Source organism: Peribacillus simplex NBRC 15720 = DSM 1321, assembly GCF_002243645.1.
In the GTDB taxonomy this organism is placed as follows: Bacteria; Bacillota; Bacilli; order Bacillales; family DSM-1321; genus Peribacillus; species Peribacillus simplex.
Genome location: NZ_CP017704.1, coordinates 617,551 through 636,107 on the forward strand (window position 1 = coordinate 617,551; position 18,557 = coordinate 636,107).

The window sequence follows — 18,557 nt, forward strand, 5'->3', positions numbered from 1 at the left end:
GTGATTTACGAGATCTTACTCGTTATCGAAAAAAATTGATTCATCATCGCACATCAGAGCAGAATCGCATTCACAAAATTCTTCAAGATGCTAATATCAAGCTAACATCCGTTCTATCAGACATTTTTGGTGTATCGGGACGCCGTATCCTTGAAGCGATTCTAAATGGTGAAAAGATAGAGACCGATGGTCTTCGAAAAATGGTGGATTGGCGAACAAAAGCAAGTATTACTGACATTGCCAGTGCAATTAATGGTCGTATTCGCCGTCATCATCGTGATATGTTGCGTTATCATTGGGAGCATATGGGTTATTTAGAAGAAACCATAGAAGAATTAGAAAAACAAATTGATCAACTCCTGTCCCCTTATCGTAAGGAAGTAGAATTATTGGATGGTATACCTGGTGTGAACAAAGCTGCGGCAGCTACTTTTATTGCGGAGATGGGTGTTGATATGTCCGTATTTAAGTCAGCTAAACATCTTGCATCATGGGCTGGTGTGAGTCCCGGAAATTATGAAAGTGCCGGTAAAAAAACAAGTAAAACCACACAAGGAAACAAAGCATTAAAAACGATAGCCGTAGAGTGTGTACTGGCAACCTCAAGGCAAAATAATCGAATTGCTTCACATCGAAAAAGTATTACCAAACGACAGGGAATGAAGGGACGAATCGCTTCTGCTCATGTACTATTGACGATTGCTTACAACATCTTAAAAACAGGAGAACCCTATCATGAACTAAGGTCAAATTACCTTGAAGAAAAACAAATGAACAAAGAATTAAAAATGATCGAATACCTAAAAAAGAAAGGCTATACAATCCCTCCATCTGAACAACAAACTGCATAACAAGTTAAATAACGACATAGTACACTTAGTCCTTCAAAAAATTAGAATTATGGTGGGCTTATTTTAGTATGGTCTTTCACTAATGTGTTTTCATACAAAAAGGGCCGCCGCATCGACCCTCTTATTGAAGTAAAGCACCCGTTAGCCATCCATGAATCGCAAAGAATGAAAATGGTTAGGAAGTGTCCATACTGATACTGTCCTTAATCCAGTCAACCCTAATCCATAAACTAATTAATTAACGCTCTCCTCTTTTTTTGTCATTTTTCCATTCTTAAAAAAACTTATTTTCATGGTAGTTCATTAAGAAAAAAGGCCACCAATTGGCAGCCTCATTCTCTATCTGTATTCATATAATGGCCCTTATTGAAGGCTATGCAAAACTAAACTTACCTCCCTCAAAAACTTATTCCTCTTATACAAATGAGTGCTTATAAGCCTTTTTGCCATGACCCTATATAACTTTCTCTTTTTTCTCTCTTGTTTTAACTAAAAAATAAGCAGTAATCAAGGCAGTAATAGGAATTACCAGGGCTACACCTGTTCCAGCACAAAATATAGTGATCATTTCAGCACTAAATATTTTTGAGTTTATGATTTCTCCAACAGAATAGGATAAATCTTTAAACCATATAAGCAATGCCAAATAGCCTCCAAAGAAAGCAAAAAATAATGTATTCGTAGATGTTCCTAAGATATCCCTCCCAATACTTAATCCAAATGTGAATAAATCTTTCTTGCTAATGGATGGATGGTGATGAAACATTTCTCGCATGGGAGATGAAATGGCCATGGCTGTATCGATAATGGCGCCAATAGTACTCATAATAATTACTGAAGCTCCAATTTTAACAAAATCTACTCCAATATAAAGGGAAAAGATGCTAAGCTCTTCTATTTCTTCTTCACCAAAACCTTGTATCATCGCATTTTCCGTCACAATGACAATAAAAAAGAGTACAATAACAATCGTGATAATGGTAGAAATGAATGCTGTTTTTGTTGTACTGTTCACTTCGTTAATAAAAAATAAATTAATATAACTAATCACCGTACATGCAATCAATGTTACGATATACGGATCATTATTTGGATTTGTCATAAAAATGATGGTAAAAAGTAACACACCAAAGTTTAGGAACAAAGCAAAAAATGAACGTGCCCCTTTTTTTCCACCAATCAAGATCATCAATATTAATAATATGAACGCTAGCAACACTAATACATTCATTATCTTTCCCTCTTTCGATTAATGAAAAAAATAGAAATATATAGACCTATCGGAATAGTTAACACGATTCCAATACCCCCAGCTAGGGCACGGGCCAATTCCAATGTAAGGTTCATGGAAAGGGTAAATCCCAATGCAGAAGCATTTTTCAAATACAAAATAATCATAGGTATGGAGCCACTTATATAGGCAAAAAACAAAATATTTGTCATAGTTCCCATAATGTCTTTTCCAATCTCTAATCCTGAAGTTTTAAGTGCTTTTACTGATATGTGGTTATTCTTTTCATACAACCCAAAAATCGAAGAAGACATGGTAATGGCTATATCCATTACGGCTCCTAAAGATCCGATAAATAACCCTGCCATAAACACCATTTTATAAGGACGAGTGATAAATTGCATTTCTTCATATCGAAGGCCATTTTCGGAAGTTAACCACATAACAAGATAAGTAATGAACAGCGATAAAAAAGTCCCTAACAGTGTTGCAATAATAGCTGCATAGGTTTTTTCATTAAAACCGTTAACGAGTAAAAGGGAAAGAACCGTAAATAGAATGATACTTATACTGCATATCAATACCAAACCAATGTCTGATGTATTCAAATAAAAATCTAATGCATATGACAATAATACGGCATTGACTGCCAAACTTATAATAGAAAACAGTCCTTGCTTTTTTCCAACGATAAGTAATGTCAAGATAAAAACCCATGCTACAATCAACACATATTTATCACGCTTTACGTCTTTTATGGTTCCAGTTAACTCTGAATTTTCTTCTGTCTTTGTATCAATTGAAACAAATAAATCATTTCCAACTCGATATTCTTGATCATAAGCTCCGGATGAGGAATATTCATTCTTTAAATGAATAAGTTTTCCTTTTTCTTCACCATTTTGTAATTCGGCTATTATACTCTGGGTAAATAGTCGATCTTCATTTTGATACATATCATTCAATTCAGTTGTATTTTCCAGATTTGTTTTGATGACTTTGGCTATTGGAAGTTCATAGAATGAATAATTGTGATGAACAAAGAAAACAGAGGTGACAAAACAAAGTGCTATGATGGCGTACAAAGAAACATGCTTGTAACCCATTTTTTTAAATTTATTTACGATAACATTCAAAATAAAACCTCCAAATATCGGGTGGGCAAAAAAGGCAGGATGGAGCCAGAATTGACTGACCTCCGCCCTGCCTTACTAGTATTTGATTTTTTTATCTTATCATGAATAAATTTAATTTGCGAAAAAAAAATCCAATTGGTAACCAAGGGGATTTTTCTATTGGGTTTTGAAAGTATGATTATTGTAATAATCGTACTTTCAAAAGGCCACCAATTGGCGGCCTTCTTATGGCGCTAACGCACCCGTTAGTTTAAGTATAATACTTCACAAATTTATTGAAATAAGTTCAAAAATGAATAGAAAAATACAGTATAAATTTAGTTAATGGTTAACAAACAAAATAGACAAATCAATACAAAATATTTGATAGGGAATTTGTTTTTTTCTTCTTAAAGGCACCTGTTTTTATATCAATACTTAAAATAAAAAGTAAAGATATTAGAAAGAAAGAAACTATTTCTTTCATAGAAAACAAAACAGTCTACTTGATATTCCTATGAGAAGCCCTATCCCTACTAAACACCCCAAAAACATTGTAATATATTCTGGTTTAAACATTATTTTCTTCATTAGTAATCCCTCTCTGCCTTACGCTATCTATCCTAGCTTTAAACTTAAAAATAGTTCTTAGACCTATTACTTTATGTTGCAAAAATCCCAACCTTAACTGCCCCGAACATCTGTTAATTGAAGAAAGGTTATCGGTATTATCTAAAACTTAAACACCAAATATCACCGTTCCTAGAATCATATATACAAAAGGAAAAATTAATAAAACCGAATTTACAATGATAGCACCAAACGTCAAAACATCCTTTTGTATTTTATGTGCTTTTGAAGCGAAGAAAAGACCAAAAAGACAAAATACTAAAGGAAAAAATATAGGCAATCCCTGTATCTTTTCGAGTGTAACTATATCAAACAGAAAATTCACAATGAAAATTAGAGGAACAAAGAATAACAAATAAGAAACAATAATAAATGTCTTTTGCACAATAAGCCCCTTTGAAAAGTTATGTTCCTTAAATTCTAACATAAAACAAGTTATATTTGGGTCAATTTCCCATTACTTTATGCAACTATCCTGCCCCGATAGTTCCATAACAAAAAGAGCTGCCGAAGCAACTCTCTTATTGAAGTAAAGCACCCATTAGTTGAACAAGGGGGTTAATATCTTGTTTTTACTTTTTTCTTAATAATACGGACTATTTTATCTAAATTTCACCACTCTTCAACTTTAGATATAAGAGAAATAACCTCATATGACAGTTTTTCGTATATGTTTTGCGGAATAGGTTCTTTGTCAATGAGTCGTGTTTGTCTGTTGGTTCAAGCCGTTTAGCTGGAACATGGTGATTAGTGTTTACCTTATTAGGAGGAATATGAGGTACACCGACTACATAGCCGGTGGCTTTTTCATTATGTAAAACAATTAGTTTTTTCCAAGTCCAAAGACTGTACCTTCATTAAAAATCAAATGACAGTTCAGGCATGAATTGATTCATATGTTTTTGGATTTCGTTATATTTGTCGGACTGATCACTCAAGGCTTTCATTGGAATGATCTCATATGGCCGGTTGACCCAGGTTGGCAGGAATTTGGGATTTTGCAGTTCGATTTTCACATCATCCCCGGTTTGGATTTTCTTTACGCCAATTTGCATAATACCGCCGATGTCTTTGTAATCCCCCTGCTGGCCGGATAAGAAATTCCCAAGCGAATAAGCAACAAATGCCCGTTCGCCATTTGGTTTTGTAAGCCATGAAACAGGCTGCAAAACGTGTGGGTGGTGGCCAATAATAATATCAGCACCTGCATTAGCTGTCGTTTGAGCTAGCAGCTTTTGTTCATCATTAGGCAACCGTTCATACTCTTTGCCGAAATGCAGACTGACCACAACGACATCTGAAACTTTCTCTGCTTCTTTAACTTCCGCCTGGATTCTCGTGGTATCAATTAAATTCACAAGATGCGGCTTCCCCTTAGGAACAGGAATCCCGTTCGTTCCATACGTATAGCTGAGAAACGAAAAGGTAATATCGTTTCTTTTTAATATCCGAATGATCTTCTGGTCTTCAGACGATTGATAAGCTCCTGTATAAGGCATCCCAATACTGTTCCAGTGGTTAAGCGCATTCAAAATGGCCTTTTCTCCTCGGTCAAGTGTATGGTTATTGGCGATTGTCACGAGATCAACCCCGTTTGCCTTTAGAGCATCTCCCACCTCAACCGGTGAATTAAAGGAAGGATATGAGGAAAGCCCTATTTCTTTCCCGCCAATCATCGTTTCCTGATTAGCCACCGTAATATCCGTTTTTCCCAGATAGGGCTTCACAAATCGGAACATCGGATTAAAGTCATACGAGCCGTTTGACTTGCGGGCGGGTATATACACCCTATCGTGAATTAAAATATCTCCCACAGCGCCTATGGTTGCTGCAGTTACTTTTTGTTTCGGAACAGGTGTATGAGCGTGAGATGAAGCGTTTTCGGGTTTAAGTTTCTTTTTATTTTCTGCCTTTGTTTCCGAGACTTTTGGTTCCTCTTGAAATTGACCTTTTACAAATGGTGCAAGAATCCATAACAAACACATAAATGTAGCTAGAAACACTAGTATTCTTTTCATGGCAAATGCTACCTCCTACTATTATAGTAGAGTGTTTTTAGGAAATAACAACAAAAATATCTATTTGATATTTAAAATGAAAACATCATTCGTTTGAAACAGAGTACGAAATAGGAAAAAAAGTTAGACATATCATGTGTTGCTATATTAGATGTGATTGCTATCTCTGATATGCCTACTGTATCTGAAAGCACTTGTGGAACAGCTTTTTCAAGAAATCGAAATACCTTGTAAATTTTGAGTACACTCATAGTAGACGCATAAAAAGGCATGTTGGAGTGGTTTTTGTTAGTAAAATATAAGTTGTATAATAAATAGAGTTAGAAAGAGATTGAAAGGGAGAATTTATTATGGGGAAAGGACAAAAAATAGGATATGCACGTGTATCTTCAAAAACGCAAAATGTTGACCGACAAATTAAAGAACTGAATGAATATAGTCGGGATAAAATTTATATTGATATTGCTTCCGGTAGAAACTTTGAACGTCCAGAGTATCAAAAGGTGAAACAAAAAATCCGTTTTGATGAGAGTTAGTCTTCATGATCTTTTTAGGTTTGGACGTAATAAAGAAGAGATATTCAAGGAATGATTATTGAACTAGAAGCAAGATATTGGAATATTTAAAAAAGGCATTTTACCGTTCATCATCTACACCTGTAGCTGTTTTCAGTAAGTAGAAGTTGATCATTTTAACGTTTCTTCCCTTCATTTACAGCAACAAGTTTTATTAATCTTTATTTTTTAAGCACCATTAGTGCGAGATCCCATAAATATCTTGCTAAATAAGAATAATGAGTATTTAGTTATTTATGGATGAAGCTTAATATATATATTCTAACGAGGTTGATTTTAAAATATATCAAAATCTTTATTAATATATAACATCGGCTAAGAATGGGAAATCAACTCTATTTTGGGGCCGGGGTTTTCTCTGGCGTTTTAACAGGTAGTGGGATGTCAACAGCTTTAGCAACATCTATTACAGCTATGATCCCAGAATCATTAGGCTCAAATATGGCACCAATCTACGCGTTAATTGCAGCACCTGCAATTACATTTTTACCGCAAGATGCTTTCTACTTTGGGATTGCCGGCGTTATGTCAGATGTTATGGGTCAATATGGAATTTCTGCTAGCGAAGCAGCTGTAGCTTCCATGGTGGGACAGGCATTCCGGCTAATTTCACCAGTTATTCCAGCTCTATATATGTTAGTTGATTCTACGGAGACAAACTTTATAGACTTTCAAAAAAAGTATGTAATTTATGCTTGGCCCATTATCCTTATATACCTAGTTGTTTATACATTAACTGGGGGATGGCAGTACGCTCCCTGTATTTAGTATCAATAAGGTGAAGAGCTCTAACTGAAGAAGATAAATTTTCCCTTTCAACTCCCATTTTCATTTATATTAGGCACCTTGGATTAGTGGTTATTATAACTGAGGCATTAGTTTCCTTCATATGTTTCATCTTTGCATCTAGTATTATCATGGATTCAAAGTAACTGAACTACAGCACATATCGGCATCCTTCATCTCGACAAACTCTATGCCTGGTATGCTCTTTATAAGCTCTACTGGTTCGTTGGTTATCTTTTAAGCATTTGTCATATGGCAAGATTTTTGATATGTGACTCTTTCATTGTTTCTAGATGTTAAATTTTGAAATCCACCACATAAGACAAGAATTTGACTACTATCTTTTGATTTTGAAGACAAGATAGAAACCTTCTCTGCCCACTCCGGTTCTGCATGAAGAAGATGCCCATCCGCAGCCCCCCCTAAATTGCGCTCAGTTACTTTTTAATCTCCATATAAAATGGTAAAGGTACATCCCCCAATTACAACAAGTGTATATACGAACGAATATAGTTTGGGATAATCGGCATTTTTCAAGTATTCCTAAAAATTGATTTGCAGTTCCCTGGGAATTTTTGATGAGCCGCATTAACGAAAATCAGGCTGCCGTTTCCCCAAATTCTTTGGTGAAACGGCAGCCTCGCTTTCTATTCCTTTTTTGGAATTCAAGCCAAAACTATTAAATACTAATATCATCTGTTCTTTTCTACGCTTTCATTTCTTTTAAAAAATTCGTCATGGATGTGGAAGGAAATAAGATTCTATCGTTTTTCACATCGTATAGCCCAAAGGGATTCAAGCGTAGCCCAGGAAGAAAGTCGCACGTTAAAAATAATAAGGTATATAAGATGTCGTGGAATGGAAAGCCCCTCGATTGGACTGTCGTTAATAATTTGTCATTAAATTCAACGGCTCTATCAAATGAAGGATCAGAAGTCATCATTCCCGTAAGCCGTAAAGGAATTTCGAGTATGATTTCTTTTCCATCAACAATGACCACACCGCCTCCCATTTCATGAACACGCGCTGCTGCTATTGACATTGCCTCTGGATTTCTACCGATGGTAAGCAAGTCAGTCGTCGTATTAAAGGTTGAGGCCATCCCATCTAAATCCACCGCAAACTTTTCTAAAATACCTTTTGTCACCCACTCCCCCTTTCTATCGATCAGAGCTGCATACATAAGTCCTTCTTGATTCGAAAGATCGATAAACCCATTCTTGGTTGGAAGCACCAAATCTTTTCGTTTGGTTATTACATTGCTCAGAAAATGAATTACAGGTACTGAATCGCTTGAAGATTCGTTTGGATATAGATACAAATCATGATTTGCTAAAATTCCCGCTGAAAATGAAAATGGTTTTTCAGGTAAATACCTACCCCAATCCAAATCTGGCATCTGGACCGTCAATTCGCCATTTTCAGCCACTATTTGTCCGTTTGAGATCACCAAGTTCGGACGGAACTCTATCAAATCAGGCAATAACAATATATCCGCTTTTTTACCTGGAGCCAATCCTCCAATATAATCATCCTGTTTAAGGTAAGTAGCTGCATTGATGGTCACCATTTGAATAGCTTCCATAACAGGGACTCCTAATTCCACCGCTTGCCTGACAAGCCCATCCACGAATCCTTTTTTTTCAATAAAAGATGGGTGCGGACCATCTGTTGTCATTAATATCCTGCCCGTACTCACTTGTCCTTCTGTAATCAGCTTGATTACCTTTGACAAATCAGGACGAAGCGAACTATTTCTAAGAACTGTCCATAATCCTAAGCGTAATCGATCCAGAGCTTCTTCCGCCGTTATTGCTTCATGACAGGCACTTATACCTGAAGCTGCAATCGAATTTAATTTTTCATAAGAGCACCCAGCATTATGCCCATCAACTACTTTCCCCATTTTTTTAGCTAAATCTATAATGTCGAGTAATACGGGGTCCCCTTTGTATAATAAAGGCCAACGAGTCACTTCTGCAGTTCCAAGTACTTCTTCAAGCGAAAGAAGGTCCATTATATCCTTTTTGTTGAACCAGTCCCTTTCACCTGGATAAATGGCCTGTGAAACTAATCTTATTAACCAAAAGAAATTTCCTGGCAGTTTCTTCAACTCGCCTACAAGCCGTTTAAATCCCGAGTGACCCATGTGCAAATAAAAAAATAAATTATCATTCACGGTTGTGGTGGTCCCCAATGGCAATACCTTTGCCGTTACGCTTATAGGATTGTATATAACCCAAGGATGTGCATGAGTTTCGATGAATCCTGGAGACACATACAAACCATTGGCATCTATTACAGTGGTATTTTCATTTATCTTCACTTCATTTTGCCCTACATAGGCAATGCAATCTTTATACAGCGCAATATTTTGCTGAAGAAATTCACCAGAATAAACATTAATAACCGTTCCGCCTTTAATTAACATATCTGCGGGTCGTTTTCCTTGAGCCACTTCGATCAATTCATCTCGACATGCTCTTGCATTCACTTCGCTTCGCCCCCATCCCTTTTTGTATGTCCTCAAGGTTCAATATGAACAATACAGCTCGCAGAATGCATCCCTTTATGAAATCCACAATCTTCAAGATTTTAGTTTTGAAGCATGATATGAGAATGATTTCTCCATTTGTTTACGATTATCATTTAATCTCTGGCTCTCTTAATTTAAATCTTTGTATTTTTCCTGTAGTAGTCTTTGGTAATTCATTTACGAATTCAATGACGCGGGGATACTTATACGGTGCTAACACTTTTTTTACAAATCCTTTTATTTCCTCTTTCCTTCCTTCATCTGGATCCGCACTTGCTTTCAATACTATATAGGCCTTGGGTTTTATTAAATCATTTTCATCCTTTAAAGCAATAACAGCAGTTTCCAGTACATCGGGATGTGATAATAGGGCGTTTTCAATTTCTATTGGCGAAACCCAGATCCCATTTACCTTCATCATGTCATCAATGCGTCCCGCGTACCAAAAGAAGCCATCTTCATCCTTAAAGTATTTATCTCCTGTCATAAGCCAATCACCAATAAACTTCTTTTTATTTTCTACATTAAGGTTCCAATAGGAGGCGGCAATGCTCTCCCCCTTAATTAAAAGATCTCCCACTTCATTGACCTGTGTTTCCTGACCATGTTCATCCACTATTTTAGCCTCGTAACCTGGAACGATTTTTCCTGTGCTTCCTTGCCGAATTTCATTTTCCTGATTGGAAAGGTATATATGAAGAGATTCGGTAGAGCCGATTCCGTCAATGATATCCAAGCCGAACGTTTTCTTCCATTGTTCGATATAAGAAGCCGGGAGCGCCTCACCAGCTGATACGCAAAGTCTTATCGAAGAGAGATCATAGGTATTCTTGGTCTTTTCAATGTAATTGAGCATGGATCCATACAAAGTGGGGACACCAAAAAAGATGCTTGGTCGATACCTCTCTATCGTTTCGAACACTTTTTCTGCAGTCGGTCGGTCCGGCATTAAAACAGTGGTAGCCCCTGCTCCAAAAGGGAAATACATCGCGTTACCCAAACCATAGGCAAAGAAAAGCTTCGATGCAGAAAAAGTTATATCTTTTTCAGTAATTTGCAGAATGTTCTTGGCGTAATTTTTATAAGCTTCTTCCATATCGGTTTGAAGGTGAATCACACCTTTTGGCTCACCTGTACTGCCTGATGTATAGAGCCAGAATGCTTGATCATTGATATTGCTATAACAAGGCGGCAGTTCTTTAGATTGCCTGCGGGTAATATCTTGGAAAGAGTGTTCGTTTTCTTCCATCAAGTCTTGATTTTCCCCATCAACCAGGATGACATGCCTTAAAAATAGTAATCTATTTTTAATGATATTTAATTTATCCCATTGTTCACAAGTCGTAACCAACACTTTCGCACGGCTATTATTCAAAAAATACTCATAATCCTTTGTCGGCAAAAGAGTATTGGTTGGAATCGGAATTGCACCAACCTTAATTGCTCCGAAGAAACTAATAATGAATTCTGGAGAGTCATGTAATATAAGTAGGACGCGCTGTTCCATCTCTGTACCCAGTTCTTTTAAAGCTGCTCCAAATTGGTTACCAAGTGTATCGATTTCTTGATAGGTATAAGATCGATTTTCATAATAAATAGCGGTTTTATCCCCTCTGTCTGCTTCAATATTTTTCTGAAAAAATTTATAGGAAGCATTGTACATCGAGCCTAATCCTCTAATTTTACATTCGGTTTTTATCACACATTTACCCTCCTCAAAAAACTAATGAATTTCATGAGACAAACCACCTTCTGTATTCATGCAAGAATATGGATACCATTACATTACCTGATTAATCTCCCACACTTCCACAAAGATTTTTTGGTGGAAAGTGGCCGTTCATTGGGAAACACTAAGCGACCTTGATTTACAAATACCCTTGTGACAATTGCTCTTTTCGTTTAGTAACCGCTCTCAACTCATTCTTATCTTATAATAAAGCAAGATTACTGATCCCTACCATTTAGTTTTCATGAGGTTGAACAGTAGAAGGAGAACTTTTCCAACGTATACTTTCAAATACAGTTTTACAATTTTGGCAATAGTATTGCCTAACAAGCTGTGCAGTACCAAAAGATGAATATAATTCAACATTTTTTCCATCACAAAATGGGCAAGATGGATTTTCCTTTTCACAGAGCATTTATTATCCCCTCATTCCTTAAACTCGGGATCAAAGCTTCCATATAAGAATCGACTAGATTACTATTTACAGGAAGAATATCATGTTCAATAAGAACGCGATTGTCTTCAACTTGTTTCAGCCAAGTAATGACTTCACGTTCACAGTGTTTAAAAGCCCTCCCGAATCGAACAGGTATCGATCCTCCATCATTCAATAACTTGAGTGCCCAGTTTTTCGAGTACAAAATATGCTCTTCCTGTTCTCTTGCCAATTTATTGAATTGCAGCTCAATTTCACTGCCTTTTTGATGACTGGTCAATGAAGCTATTAAAGTGCAAAGCGCCGTGTTCATGGAATAGAGACCTGCTATCAGTGCGATCCACTCTTCGATTTGAACGATGCTATCAAACGCTTTTCCCGTTTGTTCCTTCACATCCTTCTTGTTCCCTTTACCACTTTTCAAACTCGCTCCCCAGTTATAGAGAAGACGTGCATGCCCTAGCTCTGACTGGGCCATTGCAATTGCAGCAAGTGTTCCTTCTAAATTTGGCCCACTGACACCGACCTCTACAAGTCGATCCCCTAGAATGAACTTATTATCAGCAATTGTTTCTATTAGAGTAATCAATTCAGCGTTGACCTTTGTGGAATTCATCATATTAAACCACCCTTTTCTTAAAAAATGGTTCTACTTCTCTAATGCAAATCATGTTTTCCCGTTTGACTATATACATTTCCACCCATTTTTCTTCATCATAAATATACCGGGCATAAACACGTGCCAACTCATCACTATTGGCCTCAACGGTTCCAATATGCATTAAATCGTCACCACGATTGATTCGGGAAAGCACATCATATTCATAGTTTTGGACTTTACTATCACTCATTTTGAACTAACCCCCCAGGTTTTTAATTTCTGCCTGCCTGCTTCACTCATTTGGTCGACCGTCCATGCAGGACTCCAAACCACCTCAATTTCCACTTCATGAACACTTTCTTCTTGTAGCAGTCTTTTTTTGATATCGCTTTCAATCCACTGCATGCATCCGCATCCTGTTGAAGTATATGTCATTGTTACATATGCTGTATTCCCTTGTTTTTCAACGCCATAAATCAATCCCATATCGACGATGCTAATCGGAAATTCTGGATCAGCTACTTCTTGTAACGCAAGGATTAGAACGGGATCCTTATATAACATCCCACCCATCTAGATCGCCTCATTTCGATAGGCTTCAAGTAACTGATGCCCCTTTTGGATTCGGTTAACAAACTCCTGATTTTGCGGACCACGCTGCTTAAAACGCTTGATGACATTATCCCAAGTATCGGGTTCATCATATTTCCACCGTTTGTTTTCCTCATCGAATTTACACGGGAAGGGGACTTTCAATTCATACTTCCCAGTCTCTGCATTGTATCTGGCCGGGATTTCAAGTCCAAGAGATTCACAGAAAGGAACAGCTGTTGACAACCATTTCTGCCTTAATTCATCATTCGTTTTTCCTTTCAATTTGTAATCCAACTGGGATGACCTGCTTTTTAAGTTATCGGCTACACCGAAGAATTCGAGGGACATGATAAACATCCAATCAATCGCTTCTTGAACCTGCTTAGCCGTTTCTGGATTTTTCATGGCTGCTTTCATTATGATTTCACCGTTTCTTAAATGAAACAGTTCCTCTTTATCAACTTTGACCAATGCCCGTTTCCAAGGACCATATGACGTATGTTGGTGTGCATCTCCCAATAAGCTGTATCCTGCTCGATCAAATAAGCCATTGAATACTCCTAGCTCGACCCAGTTATCCAATTTAAAATCAAAAGCATATGGATTCTTCCATCTATTTGATGGACGCTCATACAACATGTATTGAACATCTTCCCCTAAATCCTTTAATAACCTGTAGGCAATATGCGCATGGCCGATTTCATCCTGCATCACTGCAAGTGCCGTAATTTTATAATTTAAATTTGGGGCATCTTTATAAACAGTCAAAAGTGGCGGGACACTTAATAATTCTGTATCCCCAACGATCATCAAAGTTTGTTTCAATGCCTTTTTATAATTTTCATCCATATCTTCAACTCTCTCCACCACAAAACCGGCTTGGACCTTGCTCATTAAATCATTTGAAGATTCTGTCATTTCTCCCTCTCCTATCGTATTATGTTTTTTAAACCACCGTCTTATATAAGTAATATAATAATTTACTTTATCTGGTTAGTCAACACTTTATCAGTTTTTTCAGAAAACAAATAAAACGAGATGCACTATAGGGCATCTCGCTTTATTTGTTTATAACTCATATCGAAACATTCGGCCATCCGAGATTTTTTGAATTCTTTTTTGTTCGACTAAATATTCCAGATGTGCTAACGTTTCTGCAATGGCGAATCTCCATTGATGATCAGTTAACTTCTTATGTTGAAAAAGCTTTTCCGTAATATCGTACGCCACTTTCTTTGATTCCAGAATGGTTAAAATGATCGCTAAACGTTCATTATGATGTTCAATGATTTCCTTAGCCCGCTGGGCAAGATTTTCTATTGGTGTTCCATGGGCAGGGTATGCAATGCTCACATCCTTTTCAACTAGTTGATCTAAAGTTGAAAAGTAACTTTTTAGAGGATTTTGATCGGAATTGGGCCATAGACTAATATTCGGAGTGATCTTATTCAAGACGACATCGCCTATTAACATGATTTTCTGGGTTTCCTGATAAAAACATAGATGTCCCTCTGCATGACCACTATAGGTTTTGACGCTCCATCTTCCACCAGGAGTTTCTAAATATGTATCTTCAAAATCCTCAATTTTAGGAAGTGGATTCACTTTATTTGAAAGAAACATTACATTCTCTTTCACTTTCGTCAACAAAGGCTCTGGAACAGCATGTTTACCAAATAAGTCATATGTTGCTTCAGCCTGTTTTGTATTACCCCCAAACACAGTTCTAATCATCTTGGCTTCCACATTACTCATATAAACACGTGCACCGGTTCTTTGCTGCATCCAGTCGATTAATCCAGTATGGTCGGGATGAAAATGGGTCAGGATAATCTTTGATATATCTGTTGGATTAATGGACAACTCCTGAAGAACTTTTTCCCAATACTTCTTAGCGACCTCTGTTGGAAAACCAACATCCACCAGTACGATTTCTTCTTTCATTCGAAATAAATAACAATAAACATGCTTCATGGGGAATGGAACAGGTATGCCTATGCGAATTAAATAATCCGTTATTTGTTGATAGTTCCCTGATGGCTCAGAAATGGTTATCACTCCCTAAAACTGGATTCAGTCATTGTTGAAAGGCAAGCAATGCTTCCTTTCTATCCGTGTTTCAATTGTTAGCTCATACGCTTTTGATTCCATAGCCTTAGTAGTACTTCCCTTTATTAATCACATATTACTCATAATCCATGCCATTCAGCTCTTCCAAACGATCCAACATGACATGGGTGATGGATTTTTTGCATAAAACCTCCTCTTAATCATGATAGATTTCTGAAAATGGGTTAATTGCTTTCTCACGATTTACGAATCCCGCTTTATCAGGAGGATATTCCATGATCGATTCAAAATATTTCACTGCTTTGACCGAGGTAAGCTGATGAATATTCCAAAATAGCTCCCTAGCCTTGATCCCATGCCAGTCTTCAGGTAATAAATCTAGCGGGAAACCAGGATCCAGGAAAAGGAACTTCCTATATTCGTGAACAAGCCGGGTTCGTTCATAAAAACATTCTTCATTTGAAATGCTATCATCCCATACAGCCTGCTGCATGTCCTGAAGCTTCGTTTCATATTGCTGGATGAAAGTTAAATAGTTTTTGTTTATTTCATTTAAATTCCAACAAGCACGTAAAATCTCTTCATTTGAGTGGGTGATCACTTGACTAGAACTGAAAATAATCAGGTAGTCCTTTAAATCATATGTATCCATCAAGGTCAGAACCTGTTTTTCCAATGGATTAGGACTGACCCAAATACTATTGGACAAAAGTCCGAAACCTGTCCAGCTTAATTCCTTACGCACTTGATTCCTCAGCACTCGCTTCTCCTCAGGGATGGAGTATGTAACCACTCTCCACAAACCATCCCAATGATTATTCCGGATCGTATAAACACGTTTGACACCATCATCCATATTGCGTTTCCCTTTTTGGGTTAATGAATAATAACTTTTATTGCCTATTTTCCGCCCAGTAATTAAATCCTGTTGAACGAGACGCAGAATAGCTCCACGCACAGATGATTCAGAAACACCAAAATGCCCCATCATTTTAATTAGTGTCCCCATCCATACTTCCCCTCCGTAGAATTGGACGAAATCACCAAAAAGAGTATACAATAATGACCTTGGTTTCATGTTGATTCTCCTGTTCTCATAAAGCCTTTTCTTCTTAATGTAATCTAAATTGGCTCAATTTTCAAACTTGTTGCAGATAATCACCCTTTCATATCATTATATAACCTTTAATATTCTTTTTATATTTTCTGGAATTGGTACAGCCTTAAACCCATCATCCTCGATGGAAGTCCAAGCGCGAATTTCATAACCATACCCGGTCCTTTTTTCCCCACAATAAACTTCATGATGAAAATGAATGGTCTTTGTTTTCACCTCATTCACATGAGTGTATACTGTCACTTCATCGTCATAGTATAGCGGTTTTTCAAAAGTACACTTCGCTTCGAGTAATGGAATGATGATTCCCTTCTCTTCTTCCAGATATTTAGGGCTCATATCTATAGAACGAAAAAAATTATGACCCGCTAGATCGAACCATTTATAATAATTCGGATAATAGACAATTCCTGCCCGGTCTGTATCACCCCATTGAATTTGAAATTTCGTTTCGTTCACGCGCCTTTTCAAATGAGTTTCTTCCATTATATATACACCATCCTCCCAGTAGCATTCGTAGTAAAAAAAGCAATATCGGCAGGAACCGATATTGCTTTTTTACTTTTAAAAGGACAATTCAATCATTTTCCTTTCCACTGTGGTTCACGCTTTTCAAGGAAGGAAGCTAAACCTTCTTTAGCATCTTCAGAGCGGAATAAAAGATTCTGTATTTCCCCTTCATAACGGATCGCCGCGTTTAAAGGCATTTCTTTACCATTCATTATCGATAGTTTAATATTGGTTACTGCATAACTAGCTTTACTTGCGACATTTTTGGCATATTCCAATGTTTTTTCACGTATTTCATTTTGTGGGAAAACCCGATCCACCAATCGTATTTCCTTAGCTTCCTGAGGTGAAATAGACTCCCCTGTAATATTCAGGTCGATTGCCTTGGAGTGACCAACTAATCTAGCCATACGTTGTGTACCCCCTGTACCTGCAAGGACCCCAAGGTTAACTTCCGGTAAACCGATTTTCCCAGCTTTATCACCCATAAAGCGAAGATCACAACCCATCGCCATTTCCAGTCCCCCACCTACTGTGTGACCTTCCAAGCATGCAATCCAGATTTGCGGTGAACGGGCAATTTTATCAAGAGTTTCATTACAGAATAAGCAGAATTGTGTTTTAAAAACCGGATCAGCAGCTTTGAGGAAGTTAATATCCGCTCCGACCGAGAAAAATTTAGGCATATCGCTCATTAATACAGCTACTTTCATATCTGGATCAAAACGAATATCATCAATTGCAGCATTTAATTCTTTGTAAAAATCAAGCGAATAGGCATTAGTCTTATTAATATGAAGATGTACCTCCGCTACTCCAGTTTCTTTGTTTTTTTGGATTGTAAGCGTTTGCTTCGTTTCGACTGCTGTACTCATTCATCAACACTCCTCTGATTTTTATATTACGTTTTATTTCCTTCCGTTTATATTACATAATATACTACTAAATTTTCAGAATTGCAATTATTTTTGGTAAATTATTTAAAAATTACATTTAATATGACATTTGTAATGTATTAACAATGATATGGATTGTTCATTTTGACAGTAGTAAAAAACTGGTTTCGAATATTAAGATATAGATGGTAGTATACGAGCTTAATAGATCAACATGATCGATTATAAAGAAATGACCAACTCATATAGAATTGGTCATCACTTTTATTAACTTACTTCAACTTTTTAATTCCCTTTAATACCCACACACCCGTCGTTTCTTTGCTTTGATTACTTTTCTAAAGTCTTTGGTTGCTTTTTACATTTTTTGAACCACTTTTTCAATCACCATTCTTCATGCTCTAACATATAATACATCAAAGGAAAACCGGGGGTATCAACATGCAAGACAATCAACATGGATCGCAAATGAATGAGGTTGAAAAGTTTGATGAATGGGTAAAAAGTTTTTTTCTGGATCCGGAAACTTGTGCGTTGGATCATCAACTTTTTTCAATTGATATATACGAAAGTGACGATGAGTATATGGTGGAAGCGGTTTTGGAAAATCATGATGTGAAAGATATAAAAGTTTGCCTATGTGATAATGAGCTATCGATCATCGTTGACGATACTGATAAGCATTTTCTTGAAAAAAAAGAAGATACACTACCCACACAGAGAAAGATCCCTTTCCCCTTTTCGATTTGCTCACGAAGAATTTCCGCTGAATTCTTGAATCCGATATTGGTGATTCGCATCCATAAGTTTTCCCCCGGAAAAACAGCTGAAGATATTAACATTGAGTAGTTCGTTCATAAAA

18 protein-coding genes are annotated in these 18,557 nt (G+C 36.9%); 4 read left to right on the plus strand and 14 right to left on the minus strand.

Annotated elements, in window-relative coordinates:
* The first annotated feature begins 35 nt into the window (after positions 1 to 35).
* Positions 36 to 851 (plus strand): transposase, encoded by an 816-nt coding sequence (locus BS1321_RS02770; protein ID WP_094246569.1) that lies wholly within the window; start codon positions 36 to 38, stop codon positions 849 to 851.
* A 454-nt stretch (positions 852 to 1,305) separates the two neighbouring features.
* Here the strand turns inward: BS1321_RS02770 and BS1321_RS02775 are convergent, their stop codons facing one another.
* The 3 genes from BS1321_RS02775 to BS1321_RS02790 form a co-directional block, all read right to left on the minus strand.
* Positions 1,306 to 2,082, minus strand: a complete 777-nt coding sequence (locus tag BS1321_RS02775) for a YibE/F family protein (RefSeq protein ID WP_063234676.1) — start codon at positions 2,080 to 2,082, stop codon at positions 1,306 to 1,308.
* The gene (locus tag BS1321_RS02780) at positions 2,082 to 3,218 is read right to left on the minus strand and encodes a YibE/F family protein (protein ID WP_375781442.1); all 1,137 of its coding nucleotides are present in this window, start codon (positions 3,216 to 3,218) and stop codon (positions 2,082 to 2,084) included. Before BS1321_RS02780 ends, BS1321_RS02775 begins: the two co-directional genes overlap by 1 nt.
* 1,466 nt (positions 3,219 to 4,684) lie before the next feature.
* A complete protein-coding gene (locus BS1321_RS02790) occupies positions 4,685 to 5,845 on the minus strand; it encodes a CapA family protein (RefSeq protein ID WP_063234674.1) in 1,161 nt (386 codons plus the stop codon).
* Between the two features lie 350 nt (positions 5,846 to 6,195).
* Between BS1321_RS02790 and BS1321_RS02795 the strand changes: the two genes are divergently transcribed.
* Together BS1321_RS02795 and BS1321_RS02800 are read left to right on the plus strand one after the other, a co-directional pair.
* Entirely contained in the window at positions 6,196 to 6,381 is a 186-nt protein-coding gene (locus BS1321_RS02795) for a recombinase family protein (protein WP_063234673.1), read from the plus strand.
* A 420-nt stretch (positions 6,382 to 6,801) separates the two neighbouring features.
* Positions 6,802 to 7,188: a transporter permease gene (locus tag BS1321_RS02800; RefSeq protein WP_063234672.1), complete on the plus strand. Its 387-nt coding sequence runs from the start codon at positions 6,802 to 6,804 to the stop codon at positions 7,186 to 7,188.
* 724 nt (positions 7,189 to 7,912) lie between these two features.
* On the opposite strand, the gene BS1321_RS02805 is transcribed toward BS1321_RS02800, so the two are convergent.
* The 11 genes from BS1321_RS02805 to BS1321_RS02855 all read right to left on the minus strand — a co-directional run bounded on the left by BS1321_RS02805 (position 7,913) and on the right by BS1321_RS02855 (position 17,674).
* The gene (locus BS1321_RS02805) at positions 7,913 to 9,637 is read right to left on the minus strand and encodes an adenine deaminase C-terminal domain-containing protein (protein ID WP_081113007.1); all 1,725 of its coding nucleotides are present in this window, start codon (positions 9,635 to 9,637) and stop codon (positions 7,913 to 7,915) included.
* 214 nt (positions 9,638 to 9,851) lie between these two features.
* Positions 9,852 to 11,405: a benzoate-CoA ligase family protein gene (locus BS1321_RS02810; protein WP_063234689.1), complete on the minus strand. Its 1,554-nt coding sequence runs from the start codon at positions 11,403 to 11,405 to the stop codon at positions 9,852 to 9,854.
* Positions 11,406 to 11,706: 301 nt separating this feature from the next.
* Entirely contained in the window at positions 11,707 to 11,886 is a 180-nt protein-coding gene (locus BS1321_RS28680) for a PaaD-like zinc ribbon domain-containing protein (protein ID WP_081113005.1), read from the minus strand.
* Positions 11,876 to 12,526, minus strand: coding sequence for a Phenylacetic acid catabolic protein (locus BS1321_RS02820; RefSeq protein WP_063234669.1), 651 nt, complete (start codon positions 12,524 to 12,526; stop codon positions 11,876 to 11,878). Before BS1321_RS02820 ends, BS1321_RS28680 begins: the two co-directional genes overlap by 11 nt.
* 1 nt (position 12,527) lies before the next feature.
* Entirely contained in the window at positions 12,528 to 12,758 is a 231-nt protein-coding gene (locus BS1321_RS02825; RefSeq protein ID WP_063234668.1) for a hypothetical protein, read from the minus strand.
* Positions 12,755 to 13,081: a metal-sulfur cluster assembly factor gene (locus BS1321_RS02830; protein ID WP_230161747.1), complete on the minus strand. Its 327-nt coding sequence runs from the start codon at positions 13,079 to 13,081 to the stop codon at positions 12,755 to 12,757. Before BS1321_RS02830 ends, BS1321_RS02825 begins: the two co-directional genes overlap by 4 nt.
* A complete protein-coding gene (locus BS1321_RS02835; RefSeq protein ID WP_069981740.1) occupies positions 13,082 to 14,020 on the minus strand; it encodes a Phenylacetic acid catabolic protein in 939 nt (312 codons plus the stop codon).
* A 150-nt stretch (positions 14,021 to 14,170) separates the two neighbouring features.
* A complete protein-coding gene (locus BS1321_RS02840) occupies positions 14,171 to 15,160 on the minus strand; it encodes an MBL fold metallo-hydrolase (RefSeq protein ID WP_063234667.1) in 990 nt (329 codons plus the stop codon).
* A 208-nt stretch (positions 15,161 to 15,368) separates the two neighbouring features.
* Positions 15,369 to 16,250 carry a PaaX family transcriptional regulator gene (locus tag BS1321_RS02845; RefSeq protein ID WP_063234666.1) on the minus strand — a complete coding sequence of 294 codons (882 nt, stop codon included), beginning with the start codon at positions 16,248 to 16,250 and terminating at the stop codon, positions 15,369 to 15,371.
* A gap of 96 nt (positions 16,251 to 16,346) precedes the next feature.
* Complete coding sequence (locus BS1321_RS02850) at positions 16,347 to 16,775, minus strand: acyl-CoA thioesterase (protein WP_174524185.1); 429 nt, start codon at positions 16,773 to 16,775, stop codon at positions 16,347 to 16,349.
* A gap of 95 nt (positions 16,776 to 16,870) precedes the next feature.
* The gene (locus BS1321_RS02855) at positions 16,871 to 17,674 is read right to left on the minus strand and encodes an enoyl-CoA hydratase/isomerase family protein (RefSeq protein ID WP_063234665.1); all 804 of its coding nucleotides are present in this window, start codon (positions 17,672 to 17,674) and stop codon (positions 16,871 to 16,873) included.
* 462 nt (positions 17,675 to 18,136) lie between these two features.
* On the opposite strand from BS1321_RS02855, the gene BS1321_RS02860 reads away from it, so the two are divergent.
* Positions 18,137 to 18,544, plus strand: a complete 408-nt coding sequence (locus BS1321_RS02860; protein ID WP_063234664.1) for an Hsp20 family protein — start codon at positions 18,137 to 18,139, stop codon at positions 18,542 to 18,544.
* Positions 18,545 to 18,557 lie beyond the last annotated feature (13 nt).